Consider the following 12,488-nt stretch of genomic DNA (forward strand, 5'->3'; position numbering starts at 1 on the left):
AGATCTAAAAAATAATAAATATCGATTCTCTAGAATCTATAACTGTGCACAATCTCCGTAGTATTTAACCTCTCCTTCTTCAAGATCCCCTACACGATCCTTAAAATTCCATACTGATTTACATCTATATACTACATCCCAACCAGTACCATTATTTAACATTACACAACTATTATTACTTGTATAAGTTTGTCCTGTTTGAACAGTTCTCACTCGCTCCTTTCCGTGTTGTAAATAATATTCTCTATTTTGCCCTATTCCATATCCTTGTCTGTTATAAATAATATCTAATAAACCATCCCCATTAATATCCACAAATTGCCTCATTGTAGATAATTGAGAATTACTGTAATGATATGGCATAGAAGTTAAGCTCCATGGAGCATTTTTATTTTCAATATTCGAACTTGGGAAAGCTTCCCAATTATCTAAACATGTAGGATTAATACTATTATTAAAAGAACTTTGCAGTGTTATACCTGAAAGTGCTTTATTTTCTTCTTCTACCACAACCTCATCTTTCTCACCACCAATCAGGTCTACTAACCTCTCTACTTGTTCAGCCAGTCTTTCCATCTGCGTACCAAAGTCAGTACCTTTGTCTTTCTTAGCATTCGCCACTACACCAAAGCTCAACACTCCGGCTACTACCATCCCAAGAACAAAAAATCCGTATTTTTTCATCGTTTTTATAAGTTAAAGAAAATTAAAAAAATCACACCTCTATAGCTGTGCACAGTCTCCGTAGTAAACTTTTTCTACTACTTCAATATTATCATCATTTTCTGGCAGATATTCTGCTGCTGTTTTACATCGATATGCTATATCCCAGCCATCACCAGTATTTAATAATACACAAGCAGATTCTCCAGTACTAACAAAACTTGGTTGACTCAACCGTGTTCTTCTATATCCATTTTGATAATATACCTCTCGACTATTCAACAGACTTCTTCTTCTATCAAAGTAAAAATAATCAACTAAACCATCTCCATTAATATCTAAAAATTGGTTTTTTACATCTGCACGTTGAGTATTCCCTAAAACAGGAAAATTATTCAAACTCCATGATGCACTTTCCTTTCTCGTCGTAGATCGTGGCCATTCGTGATAATTATCCATACACCCCGGATCAACTACTCCAGTAGCATTTTGCAAACTCGTCCCTTCTGCACCTTCTACCACAACCTCCTCTTTCTCACCACCAATCAAGTCCACCAATCGCTCTACTTGCTCAGCCAGTCTTTCTATTTGTGTACCAAAATCCAAAGTACTTGGTTTCTGCTTTTTTGCATTCGCTATAAAAGAAAAACCAAGAACACTAAACATGACTAGTACCAGTACTAACCCTTTATAATCTGCAAAAAAGTTTCGCATAAGGAGAAAAAAATTAAAAATATAAATCGCTCGCACGATAACTTTTCCAAACAAAAAAGACAAGATGTTTTTTTATGAATTTTGTTCTTTCTATTCCTTATTTTTTATCTGGATATATTTTGAATTCCAGTAAAAAATTACTGAAATTCAATAAAAAACACTTCCTATTTTAAAAGCGTAGGTTGAGGATAGGCACTATCCCACAAGTTGCGTGATGGACTGGATTCAGATAGGTTTACCCTCTGATATCCAGTATCACGCTTACTTGCCGATAGCCTCCTTCCTAAATAAAGTCAGCTATCGCCTGCGCGAAAAAATTATGCGCCAAATAATCTCAGCGAAGCTATCTTTATAAAACTCTAAATATTTTAAAAGTTATCAAAGCTTTTTTTGTTGCGAAACCCCAAAGAATTATTTAGACTACAAGCATGGTACAAATTACGATTGATGGCGACATACAATTCTCTAAAAAGCACTTCAAAAATATAGAGGAACTTATACTAGAAATAACTCTTTTAGATGGAGAAGCATTTCAAAAGAAAGATTTTATAATACCAGAATATCATAAAAAAATGTTAGAAGAACGTTTAGCCAACGCAGAAAAAAATGGTTACAAGAAAGGATACAGTCGAGAGGAATTTATGGAGATGTTCTAATGTATTATATAGACTTTCAAGATGATGCTCGGGAGGATATGAAAGAGATAAAGTTGTATTACAATTCAATTGATATAGCTCTTTTTGATTCTTTTAAATATGACCTTAACCAAATACTTGATGTTATCTCAATATTTCCCAAGACCTACCAATTAATCTACAAAAATATCCGAATAGCTCATTTACAAAGATTTTCATACGTCGTGTATTACGAAATAAGAGAGCAAAATATCTTTATTCATGCTGTTTCTCACACAAGCCAAGAACGAAACACAAAACTTTAAAAGCTATTGATATCCAGTATTAAATTTGCTGGATATCAGAAAAAAACTACTGGATATCACAAGAAAGTTACTGGATATCAGTAAGAATTATGCCGAATATAAATGTAAAAAAAGCCTTTTCTTATGAAGAGACTTTTTAAGTTTTACACAATGGTTACTTGAACATATTTTGCTGTGCAAAATCATTCAAATAAATCCATTGAATATCGCTGAGTTAGTGTATCGAGAGCTATTGATAACTTATGAGCTTCATGATTCAAATTTTCACAGCCCTCCTCATCGGAACAACTTAGAGCCAAATCAGCAGCAAATTCCAACATTCGTATCTCTTTGGTAATAAATTGATAGAAATATGGAAATTCTTGTGCAAATAATAACTCCTTTTCGTTTCCTCCTTTTTGATAATATGTAAGACTACTTCCTTCCATAACTATGCCTCTTTAGTATCAAACAGACTAACAGAAGATGTTAGATAATGCTTCACAATAGTATCTATGCTATTAGACAACTTCTTTGCCTGCTGTTCTAAAAACCTACTATTTTGTTCGTCCCCCAGAACTGATGCCATTTCAGAAGCTTTATGTAAGGTTCTTATTTCGGTGAAGATAAAAGATAAAAAACTAGGAAACTCTTGAGCAAATAATTCTTTTGCCTGATCTAATCGTTGATGTAAATCCATAAAATATAATTTTTGATTATTTACCATGTGTATAGCATCAAAACTTCTATTGCTGTAATTTTTATTTCAAACATCAAAAAAGCTCCCGAAGGAGCTTTAGAAATTTTGTTAATAAGTAAATAATCCTCGGGGCAAGCCCCGAGGCATTAAATTATTAAAACAACTTCAATTGAATATCTTTATATAGAACTTCATACTCTTCTTCCTTCCCTTGATTTTTGACATACTCGGTAATAATTTTCTCATTACTGTGACGTCCAACTGTATTAATATAAAATCCACTGCCCCAAAATGAACCGCCCTATAAAGCTCGTTTAACACCTGGTGCTCGTGAAAAAATTTCTCTAGCTGTTATACTCTTTATCGTTCTAGCTATTTTTGTTGGACTGTAAGTCGGAACACTTTGTAGTAAAAAATGAACATGATCCTTATCACTACCTATTTCCAAAAAATGAATCTCATATCTATCTTGAATAGCTAGACATGTTTGCCTCAAAATGCAGTCTACTTTTGGACTCAAAACAAAACGTCTATATTTTGTCGAACAAACTAAATGATATAGAAGCATTGAAACATTATGACTCTTATGAAGATGAATACTTGGGCTCACGCCCAAAGATTACGTTTTTTTTCGTACGAGGCAAGCCTCGGGGTATTTACCCTATAAGGAATAAAATTTAGTCTTTTATTACCTCTGAGAATCGCTCTTCTTCAAAGTATAAATCTCGCTCAATAGGAAGTCCAAAAGGAGGGCATTTGACAGCACTAAGTTCATGGAGTGAAAAATAACCCCATTCATCATATCCTAGTCCGGTAACATAGCCAAAAAAACAAGCATCATTTGGATTAAACTCTGTAGCGTACCAAGTACCTGAACCACTTGGATTAAAAAACTTCGCAATGATTATAGGATCATCTGACTCGGCTTGAGAGCCAACTTTTTGAAAACGGTTAAGCAATGCTTTTGTTAAGAGTTTCATAAGAAAAAAATTAAAAATTATAGCACTGCTAAAATCCTGTTGACGATAAGTGCAAAGAGGAACTCGTAAGAGGCAAATCCTTGCTCTTATAAGTCATTAAAGGATAAGCTTTGTGCTCTATTTTTAGTTTTTCTGAAACTCAAATCAAAGCTTCTGATTTTACTACTTTTTCGTAATAGTATAATCAAAAGTAAAAGCAGAATATTTTGGCTCACATTGTTTTCTTGCTGGTTCTAATCTAATACTCTCTTTTTTCATGATCTCATCTATGCTGTATAAAAAGCTTCCTTTTGCTCCTCCTTGCTTATCACCATATCTTCTATCATTATTTATTCTCGCTAATCCATTTCCTACTTTATATTCAATAACTGTATGTTTGTAGCTTCCTTTTTCATCAAAAACTATTGAGATTTCTGCTCGTACTCCTTTTGTATAATCATCTAGGTAAGATTCTTGTAAACGCTTAGCCCCCTTTAGAAAAGAATCTTTATTAATGATTAACTTTTCTAAATAGGTTTTAATATCCCTTGTGTCAGGTGTGTTATTTACGAGTAAAACAGCTTTTTCATCTTCTTTATCACAATTCAATTTTGTATACCAAGTATGAATTGGTTCAATAATATACGTGTTATCTTGTGTAATAATCGCTTGTAAATCTTCGAGGTAGTAGAAATATTTAAAATCACTCGTATTATTTTTAAAACCTTGCGCCTTATCTCTTGGTACTTTTACGTAATAGGTTTTTTCTAGTTTCTTTCTCCTATTCGGGACTAAAAATGATACATCCATAACAACTTTAAATTTCTCATCTTCTGCCATATAATCCATAGATACTATCGAATTATTTTTATAGAGTAAAGTTTCAGGAGCTCCTTTCTTAATTCTCGCTAAGATGTTTTTTTGATCGTTTACTTTTCTTTCATGAGTGTAAAACTCATCTTTTAATGCTTTTTCAGCAGTATAATTTTTACGAGCTTGAGATTGATACGGTTTGAGCACCTCCTGTATTTTCGCGTCGATTTCATTCGTACTATTTTTTACGAAAGCTTTGTATTTACTTTTACGATTATCGTATTCTTTTTGGGTTTCAAATTCGCTTTTTCTTTTGTTTAAAGAAGCATTCTGTTTTTTTGTTGTTTCAATTATATCTTTTCTCTCCTTTATAAGATTGAAATAACTATCTTTTATTTTTTGGAGAGGAATAAGAGCTTCCTCCAAAGCTGCTAGACTCTTCTCAGTCTTGCTTTTTATCTTTTGATAGTCTGCTATTTTAGATTGAAGAATAGGATTCGTGTTAACAGCATTTATCTCCTCTTGAATCAAAGATTTAGATTTTTCTATATTTTCAAACAAAGTTGGGCTTTTCCCTCCATTTTCTATGGCTTTTTCATACCATATTATGGCGTTTTTATAGTCCTTCAACTTTTCAAAATAGATTTTCCCAATACGAGATGCTGGTCTCATTTTTCTTCTTTTCTCAGCCTGTTTATAGGCTCTTTTATAATAATAAAGTGCCATATCAGGACTCTTTTTCACCCCATAACCATACAAGTACATATCTCCTAAACTTAAATGAGCACCAGTATAGTTAAGTTCTGAACTTTCATCGAAATATTTTTTGGCAAGCGTGTATTTTTTTAGTTGCTTATATAAAAAGCCTAAATCATGAAGTGCCCGACTGTATCTCTTTTTAAGTGTTCTTCTGTCAACTCTTTTCTTTTTCGGATATCTTTGTCTCTCAAAACTTACACTATAAGCATGTTTAGAATAGTGTATTGCTTTCTCTAAATACTTTTCTGCCTTCTTCAAATTCTCTTGAAAAATATGGGTTTCACCATTGTTAAATCCCTTGTTCTTATAATGAAAAGCAAGGCTTAGATAGGCTGTGACATCATTTACAAGAGCCCTTTTTTCAAGTTCTCTGACTTCTTTTTTATCGAATTCAAGCCTCTTTCTTTTTTGTCCATTTGTTGCTACCGAAAAGAAACATAACAACAATAATACAATTGTATATTTTTTCATATTTAAAAAATTGTTGCTTTTTGAGGTTCTAGAAAAGCAGATTAGCTAATAGATAAATAAAAAATTGAAGCATAAAAAAGGCGTGAACCTCACCAAGTCAGCTAGCTGGGCATCGGCAAACGCCTCGAAGAACTGAAATAGAATATCGGAACACACCCAAATAGGTGTACTTCGCAGACTAATTCCTTCTTCTTAAATTTTGCCGATTTTAGCTAGAGAAATAGTACACGTTTTAAACGCTTATATGTATGTTAAAAATTACTTTCTTATAATTTGTCTTTTAAAAATTCAACCTCAAATATAAAGATTTTAGTATACTCTCTACCGATAAAAAAGAGAAACCTCATTTCAAAAGAGAAACGAGGTTCTTGAAATTGAGATTTTTTACAATTATAACTCAAAAGCTATTAATTGCTTCTCAATTTCAGATTTACGATTCTCTAATGTGTTTTTTAAATGATTAGTAACCAACTGAATTAGGTTAGTATTGGTAGTTTTAAACTCTAATCCTTGGCTATCTTTCATATAAAAGCTCGCAGAATCTGACTGATTGTACTTAAAACGATTTAACTCGGTAAGTGTGGTGGATAATCGTTCTCGTTGGTGTGCTAAACCTTTTAATTGCTCAAACTTTTGCATTCGGTCATCTAAATTGATAATCGGTTTTACAATTGGCTGAACGGGTTTTGGCTGCTCTTTAACTACAGGACTTGTTTTTTGTCCTGTAGCTTCTTTAGCTAGTTTTTCTTGAACAGCTTTTTTAGTAGTTGTAGTTTCTTTTTTTGCTGTTCCGTTTTGTTTTGCAATTGCTGTTGCCATAATTCTAAAATTTTAAATTAAACATAAATTTTTGTGGTGATACCTGTTATATCAAAGCGGTATCAAACACAATGCTTATAGCAGTTGCGAGCCTTGGAATAGACAAGGCTTGGGCGGTTATTTTTCAGAGAAAAATGTTCGACAACCTGAAAGGCTTGGTCTTGTAGAAGCGTTGGACGAAGCAACTTATCTTGCATGGGTTTGTATCCGCTGATAACAGTTTTTAAACGCTATCTATGTTTTATTGAATTTTGAATTATGGCAACACGGAAAATGAGGAATGGCAAAAAGGATGTACTTTAAAAGTGCTCTCTATAAAAATGCAAGGACTATATTTCAAGTCCTAATTCAATTGTTAGCTGATACGCTACTTGCTCAAAAGCAAACCAAGAAAGGTAATTTTTAACCTGATGTGGAATTTTTAGCGGTGTTCCTGTAGCTTCTTCAAATTCAGATTTAATATCTAAGATTTCTTCATAATAATTATCAAAAAATGCTTCGGTATCTGCATAATATACAAGTGATGGAACCATCCCACAAATACAACCATGTTGTGCTAGATCTTGAAAGAAGCTGATAACATTATCAGAGGTGTAATTGAGTGCTTCTTGAGCTACAAAAGCTTTAATAGTATTTGAACTATCTGCTATCTCTTGTAATTGTTTTCGAATTGATTTTGATGCATTCATAATAAAAAGAATTAAGGTTAAATACATCCAGCGACACATCTAGAAAGCTTAAAAGTCAAAAGGACACTCTTGAAAAGAGGCAAACATTTGATCTTTTAAAAAGCTGAAAGAGATAGCTTGGGAATGTATGTACCGATTCTTTGTTATGAAGAATGAAAAAAGTGTAAGACTAATAAAAGATTTCTATAAAATCGATTTGACAAACTCAATAAATCGGGATAGAATGAGACTGTGCCCGAGGTGCGTCGTGAAAAGAAACGTCAATTACCTCAAAGCATCCAATTATCGCTTAAACAAGCCAAAAATTAACATTAATGGTTTCGGGGGCGTTCTCATAACCCGAAGGTCGCAGGTTCAAATCCTGCCTCCGCAACCAATCACCTTTCGTAGAAAGGCATAAGAGGATTTTAGTTTAGTGAAAAATTGGCTTAATACCCATCGGGTAAAACCCGAGTACCACTAAAATCATGAATTCTATCCTTCTTATACACCAACAATATCAAGATTATTCCTTTACCTTTAAGGGGCTTTCTAAGCAAACCTTAAAAAAGGAATTTTATGTATTTAAAGCCTTTGCTAATCATACAAATATTCACAACCCAAACCAAGTAAACAGAGCACTTGTAGAACGATACATCACCGAAAAAAAAATCAATAATCATTGGAGTGCCAAAACCATTAAAAACTGTTTGCAAGCCCTCAACAACTTTTTTAAGTTTTGTCTGGATCAACAGTATATTTCCGAAAATCCAGTAGAAAATATTCCTAAGCCTAAAGCTCCGAAACGTCTGCCAAACTATATTCCTAAAGATGATGCTATTAAACTTATTGAATGGACTTATGTAGCGAAGTTTCGGTACAAATTTGAACGAATCCGAGCGAGAGCTATTATTGCTACATTTCTTTTTACTGGTATTAGACAAGCAGAACTTCTCAATTTAAAAATATCAGATATTCATTTTCTTGAATCTTCTTTAAAGGTAGTGCACGGTAAAGGTGGAAAAGATCGTATTATTCCCATAAATCCAAGATTAAAAGAAATTCTCAAAGAATATATTCATCAAAGAGAAATTAAAGAAAAGAGCTCCATTTACTTTTTTACTTCTCTTAAATATGATCAAAAAATGAGTCAATCTGTATTAAAACGTCTTTTTACAAGACTTCAAAAGGACATGGGATTTAGAGTATATCCGCATCTTTTGCGTCATACTTTTGCTACTCTGATGCTACAAGGACATTGCGATTTATTCACCTTATCTAACATGATGGGGCATAGTGATATTAAAACCACTACTATTTACTTATCTCTCTCTACCAATCATTTAAACCAACAAATTCATAAGCACCCCTTAAGTTTTACAGTAATGCAACATGACAAAATGATTTTCTAAGAGATTCTTTACTTACACTTAAATAAATTTCAGTAGTAGAAATACTAGTATGCCCTAAAAGCTCTTTTACTAAATACAACCCTACCCCCTCATTCACCAAACTCCTTGCAAATGCATGTCTTAAATTATGAGGTGTAAAGTACTCTCCCGATTTCTTACTAATCTTTCTACATATTGTATGAATTGTTTTAGCGGTCATTTTAGTGGGTACTCGCAAACTTTCAAAAAAATATTCTGATCGATAACTACTTTTCTTACGCTGAATCAGATAAGATTGCAACACTGAAAACAAAATATTGTGTATAGGAATAATACGTTCCTTCCTCCCCTTTCCTTTTTTCACAACTATTTCCTTTTCCTGCATATTTATATCTTCTATCTTTAGGTTTAAAAGTTCATTCAACCGCATTCCTGTATGTATGAATGTATAAATAAGAGCTCTATTTCGAACTTTTTCCTTTTCATAACGCCAAGGATAAATTTCAGTATGAAGTATAATTTTTTGAAGTTGATTTTTGGTTAAAAAACGAGGAAGTGTTTTCGGTAACTTAGGTTTATTAATCTTAGAAACTGGATTTTCTTTGATGAATTGGTTTTCCAAACAATAATCAAAAAACGTCTTCAAATATTGCCGTTGATTTCTAAATGTTCTCGCCGACCAAAGTCTCTCTTCTTTCTTTAAATAGAGATAGTCTCTTACATCTGTTGTTGTTATTGCTCTTAATTCTTGAGTTGCTATATGAGCAAACAACTTCCTTGTAGCACTAATGATTTCTTTGGTACATTTTGGTGTAATTTCTTTCTCATATAGAGCATATCGCTTAAAACGAGTAAAACAGTTTTCTAATAGCATCTATTTTAAATAATGAACTAGGTTTCTCTTATATCTTTGATTATCAAAACCACCAAAAGAAAATACCTAGAAAGCAATTGCTTTCTAGGTATTTATTTCTTTGTAAGATATTTCTACACCATGCCTTCATCTGCAAAGCTATAATAATTGGTTTCCGTGATAATAAGGTGATCGAGTAATTTTAAATCAAGCAATCCTAATGAACTTGAAACCTTTTTGGTAAGTTCAACATCAGCTTTGGAAGGATTTAGCTTACCAGAAGGGTGGTTGTGGAATAAAATCAAAGCTACTGAATTCGTAAGTAACGCTCCTTGAATAAGTATACGGACATCCAGCAAAGTAGCCGTAATTCCTCCAATACTTAGTAACTGATAACCAAGAACTTTATTATCATTGTTTAAATACAAAGCGCACATGTGTTCTCGGTAATTTATCTGATTTATAGGAAATACTTTACGGATACATTCATTAGCTGACTGAGAGCTAGTAATTTTTTGAAAAGGAGTTTCTATTTGCTTTTTATACGATAGCTCTATTTCTCCGATGTTAAAAAATTCTGTTGTAGTATGATGTTTCATAATGCCGTTATTTTGATGAATAATTCTTTGGCATTACAGCAATCGTAAAAACGGAAATATAACATGGAGGAATTACAGAGAAAATCCATGTGGTTTTCCGTAACGATTAGCTTTGACAAAGGGTTTTCTTAAATAAGCATTGAAAGAAATTTAAACCATTTAACTAAAAAAAGAGTTATAGAAAACTCCATAACTCAAAGGCAACTCTTCTAGAAAAACATATAATTCTCTAGGTAAAATCGGATAAAATCTTCGAAATAGATTTTAAATTATCATCTCCATCCTTATATCGATTTATTATTTCCATTTGTTTAAGTTTCCATTCATTAATCAAACTTTGATTTAGTAATTTAAATTCTTCTTTATCTATTTCTTTAATTCTTATTTTTGGGTAATCATTGTACAATACTTTATAATTTCCTTTTATTTTAGATAAAACATTAGAACTAGACTCCAAAATAACATCTATTTTTTTCATTACATCGAAAGAAGATTGTTTAAAAATAAAATAGCCATTTAGAGTATATTTTTCTTCCTTGAAAGCACTACTATCATTTATATCATCTACAATTGTTGAAAAATTTTCTCCTACTTTATTTTCTATTTTTAATAGTCTATAAATTTCTTCAATAGCTGAGTTTGTATCTTTTATTAAAACTGTACATTGGCTACGTAATTCATCTATCTCTATCAACTTTTTTTTATCTTTCACATAACTATTTAATGTTAGCGTGACAAAATCTTTATAAGTTTTGTTCTTTCTTGTTAAGCTTAAAATTTCATTTTTAACAGAATTTGAAACTATCTCAAAATCTATATCTTTATCTGTTAGTTTGTCATCTGTGTAATAAAAATTATCTTTAATCTTCATATAGTTTCGCTTTCCATTTTTCTTTTTTTTAAAAAAACCATTATTAAAAATCCCTCCAACTAAGTTTATTAAAGATGACAACTTACCTCCAGTAAAAAGATTATCCAAATTAGACGCTACATTAAATATATTACCAGAAGATAACTCTTTTTGAATTTCTTTTAAATTTGCTTTATCTGCACTACTTGCCTTTGGCAATAATTCATTATCGTAATAATCTTTAAAAGTTTTCATTTTAAAAGGGTTCAAATTATCTGATTGTATTTGAATCATTTTTTCAAAACTTCCAACAGTGACTATCGTATTTAATGACTTATATTTATTCTCTAATAAGGAAATTTTTTCTTTATATATTTTTTTTAATAAAGGTAATTGTTCTTTTATGTCTTTATTGATTGATCTCAAAACTATTCCTTCTTTTTCAATATCGTCATAATGTTTTCTACCATTATTATTCAATAAAGCTACCTTTAGTTTCTCTACAATATAACCTATATTATTATCTTTTGTCCTAAATAATATTTCAATCTTATTCACTCCAGTAACTCTAGTGTATTCATGATATTGCCTATAAAAATCTTCTGAAAAATCTAATTTTTTGGTTTTATATATTGCTCCATTTTTATAATAGTTTATAGTTACTTCTCCTTTTCTTTCAATATCAATTCTATTATTTTTTAATAAAATCGAATCTTTTTCATCAAAAATAGTTGTGTAAAAAACTAATCTCCCAATATCCTTACCTGTAATGGTTAACATAGATATTCCTTCTCCTGATTTTATATAGCTTTTTTCTTCTACATTTTTAATATAATTTGGCAACCTTGCTAATGAAAATCCAATTGGCATAACATCTATAGAATTGATTTTTTTAGGAAACCCATTCTTAAAATCAGTTTTTAAAAATTGACCTGAAGTATTATTTATATAGGAATCATCTATATTTTGACAAAAAATTAAGGCAGGTAATAAAAGAAAAAATAATGAGCAGGTAATTTTATTCATATTAATTATTTTTTTGGTTAATCAACTCGAAGATAACAAATTAAAAAAACAACCACATACAGTTAAACAAAATATTCTCATAAAAAAGCTACCGAATATACCAGTAGCTTACTTATTAAGATTTCGGGTCTTGAATTAACTCAAACAGTTTTCGTAAAGTTTCTATTAGAAAATACCAAAAATGCTCTAACATAAAAACAAACCATTTTAAAAACACTTTAGAAAAATATAGTAATACTTGCCATATTTTGATTAAAAATGGTTTAATAATCTTTTGAGAGATA

At 31.3% G+C, this 12,488-nt stretch carries 14 protein-coding genes and 1 pseudogene; 3 read left to right on the forward strand and 12 right to left on the reverse strand.

The features are described from left to right. Positions 1–36: 36 nt before the first annotated feature. Positions 37–684 carry a hypothetical protein gene (locus tag ACKTTV_RS07235; RefSeq protein WP_408030157.1) on the reverse strand — a complete coding sequence of 216 codons (648 nt, stop codon included), beginning with the start codon at positions 682–684 and terminating at the stop codon, positions 37–39. A gap of 39 nt (positions 685–723) precedes the next feature. Further along, on the reverse strand, positions 724–1,377 hold the full coding sequence (locus ACKTTV_RS07240) for a hypothetical protein (protein WP_408030158.1): 654 nt from the start codon (positions 1,375–1,377) through the stop codon (positions 724–726). A 428-nt stretch (positions 1,378–1,805) separates the two neighbouring features. On the opposite strand from ACKTTV_RS07240, the gene ACKTTV_RS07245 reads away from it, so the two are divergent. Together ACKTTV_RS07245 and ACKTTV_RS07250 are read left to right on the forward strand one after the other, a co-directional pair. After that, positions 1,806–2,033, forward strand: coding sequence for a hypothetical protein (locus ACKTTV_RS07245; protein WP_408030159.1), 228 nt, complete (start codon positions 1,806–1,808; stop codon positions 2,031–2,033). Next, positions 2,033–2,317 carry a type II toxin-antitoxin system RelE/ParE family toxin gene (locus tag ACKTTV_RS07250; protein ID WP_408030160.1) on the forward strand — a complete coding sequence of 95 codons (285 nt, stop codon included), beginning with the start codon at positions 2,033–2,035 and terminating at the stop codon, positions 2,315–2,317. Before ACKTTV_RS07245 ends, ACKTTV_RS07250 begins: the two co-directional genes overlap by 1 nt. A gap of 182 nt (positions 2,318–2,499) precedes the next feature. Here the strand turns inward: ACKTTV_RS07250 and ACKTTV_RS07255 are convergent, their stop codons facing one another. The 7 genes and pseudogenes from ACKTTV_RS07255 to ACKTTV_RS07285 all read right to left on the reverse strand — a co-directional run bounded on the left by ACKTTV_RS07255 (position 2,500) and on the right by ACKTTV_RS07285 (position 7,506). Continuing rightward, on the reverse strand, positions 2,500–2,745 hold the full coding sequence (locus ACKTTV_RS07255; protein WP_408030161.1) for a hypothetical protein: 246 nt from the start codon (positions 2,743–2,745) through the stop codon (positions 2,500–2,502). A 2-nt stretch (positions 2,746–2,747) separates the two neighbouring features. Further along, positions 2,748–2,996 (reverse strand): hypothetical protein, encoded by a 249-nt coding sequence (locus ACKTTV_RS07260; RefSeq protein ID WP_408030162.1) that lies wholly within the window; start codon positions 2,994–2,996, stop codon positions 2,748–2,750. 154 nt (positions 2,997–3,150) lie between these two features. Next, positions 3,151–3,606, reverse strand: a pseudogene (gene tnpA / locus ACKTTV_RS07265) (IS200/IS605 family transposase). A gap of 67 nt (positions 3,607–3,673) precedes the next feature. Next, positions 3,674–3,976, reverse strand: coding sequence for a DUF2958 domain-containing protein (locus ACKTTV_RS07270; protein WP_408030163.1), 303 nt, complete (start codon positions 3,974–3,976; stop codon positions 3,674–3,676). Positions 3,977–4,138: 162 nt separating this feature from the next. Next, positions 4,139–5,998 carry a tetratricopeptide repeat protein gene (locus ACKTTV_RS07275; protein WP_408030164.1) on the reverse strand — a complete coding sequence of 620 codons (1,860 nt, stop codon included), beginning with the start codon at positions 5,996–5,998 and terminating at the stop codon, positions 4,139–4,141. 390 nt (positions 5,999–6,388) lie between these two features. After that, entirely contained in the window at positions 6,389–6,817 is a 429-nt protein-coding gene (locus tag ACKTTV_RS07280; RefSeq protein ID WP_408030165.1) for a hypothetical protein, read from the reverse strand. Between the two features lie 329 nt (positions 6,818–7,146). After that, positions 7,147–7,506: a DUF7222 domain-containing protein gene (locus tag ACKTTV_RS07285; RefSeq protein WP_408030166.1), complete on the reverse strand. Its 360-nt coding sequence runs from the start codon at positions 7,504–7,506 to the stop codon at positions 7,147–7,149. Between the two features lie 467 nt (positions 7,507–7,973). Here ACKTTV_RS07285 and ACKTTV_RS07290 point away from each other — a divergent pair, with 467 nt between their 5' ends. Then, on the forward strand, positions 7,974–8,897 hold the full coding sequence (locus ACKTTV_RS07290) for a tyrosine-type recombinase/integrase (protein ID WP_408030167.1): 924 nt from the start codon (positions 7,974–7,976) through the stop codon (positions 8,895–8,897). On the opposite strand, the gene ACKTTV_RS07295 is transcribed toward ACKTTV_RS07290, so the two are convergent. The 3 genes from ACKTTV_RS07295 to ACKTTV_RS07305 all read right to left on the reverse strand — a co-directional run bounded on the left by ACKTTV_RS07295 (position 8,863) and on the right by ACKTTV_RS07305 (position 12,204). Continuing rightward, positions 8,863–9,750, reverse strand: coding sequence for a tyrosine-type recombinase/integrase (locus ACKTTV_RS07295; RefSeq protein ID WP_408030168.1), 888 nt, complete (start codon positions 9,748–9,750; stop codon positions 8,863–8,865). The two genes, ACKTTV_RS07290 and ACKTTV_RS07295, sit on opposite strands and share 35 nt — an antisense overlap. A 113-nt stretch (positions 9,751–9,863) precedes the next feature. Next, positions 9,864–10,328: a JAB domain-containing protein gene (locus tag ACKTTV_RS07300; RefSeq protein WP_408030169.1), complete on the reverse strand. Its 465-nt coding sequence runs from the start codon at positions 10,326–10,328 to the stop codon at positions 9,864–9,866. Positions 10,329–10,557: 229 nt separating this feature from the next. Continuing rightward, positions 10,558–12,204: a hypothetical protein gene (locus ACKTTV_RS07305; protein ID WP_408030170.1), complete on the reverse strand. Its 1,647-nt coding sequence runs from the start codon at positions 12,202–12,204 to the stop codon at positions 10,558–10,560. Between the last annotated feature and the right edge of the window lie 284 nt (positions 12,205–12,488).

It is taken from the genome of Tenacibaculum xiamenense, assembly GCF_964513065.1.
Lineage (GTDB): Bacteria > Bacteroidota > Bacteroidia > Flavobacteriales > Flavobacteriaceae > Polaribacter > Polaribacter xiamenense.

Bases quoted from the DNA above. Each gene is read 5' to 3' on its own strand.
- ACKTTV_RS07235 (WP_408030157.1), bottom strand. From the start codon at position 684: ATGAAAAAATACGGATTTTTTGTTCTTGGGATGGTAGTAGCCGGAGTG.
- ACKTTV_RS07240 (WP_408030158.1), bottom strand. From the start codon at position 1,377: ATGCGAAACTTTTTTGCAGATTATAAAGGGTTAGTACTGGTACTAGTC.
- ACKTTV_RS07245 (WP_408030159.1), top strand. From the start codon at position 1,806: ATGGTACAAATTACGATTGATGGCGACATACAATTCTCTAAAAAGCAC.
- ACKTTV_RS07250 (WP_408030160.1), top strand. From the start codon at position 2,033: ATGTATTATATAGACTTTCAAGATGATGCTCGGGAGGATATGAAAGAG.
- ACKTTV_RS07255 (WP_408030161.1), bottom strand. From the start codon at position 2,745: ATGGAAGGAAGTAGTCTTACATATTATCAAAAAGGAGGAAACGAAAAG.
- ACKTTV_RS07260 (WP_408030162.1), bottom strand. From the start codon at position 2,996: ATGGATTTACATCAACGATTAGATCAGGCAAAAGAATTATTTGCTCAA.
- ACKTTV_RS07270 (WP_408030163.1), bottom strand. From the start codon at position 3,976: ATGAAACTCTTAACAAAAGCATTGCTTAACCGTTTTCAAAAAGTTGGC.
- ACKTTV_RS07275 (WP_408030164.1), bottom strand. From the start codon at position 5,998: ATGAAAAAATATACAATTGTATTATTGTTGTTATGTTTCTTTTCGGTA.
- ACKTTV_RS07280 (WP_408030165.1), bottom strand. From the start codon at position 6,817: ATGGCAACAGCAATTGCAAAACAAAACGGAACAGCAAAAAAAGAAACT.
- ACKTTV_RS07285 (WP_408030166.1), bottom strand. From the start codon at position 7,506: ATGAATGCATCAAAATCAATTCGAAAACAATTACAAGAGATAGCAGAT.
- ACKTTV_RS07290 (WP_408030167.1), top strand. From the start codon at position 7,974: ATGAATTCTATCCTTCTTATACACCAACAATATCAAGATTATTCCTTT.
- ACKTTV_RS07295 (WP_408030168.1), bottom strand. From the start codon at position 9,750: ATGCTATTAGAAAACTGTTTTACTCGTTTTAAGCGATATGCTCTATAT.
- ACKTTV_RS07300 (WP_408030169.1), bottom strand. From the start codon at position 10,328: ATGAAACATCATACTACAACAGAATTTTTTAACATCGGAGAAATAGAG.
- ACKTTV_RS07305 (WP_408030170.1), bottom strand. From the start codon at position 12,204: ATGAATAAAATTACCTGCTCATTATTTTTTCTTTTATTACCTGCCTTA.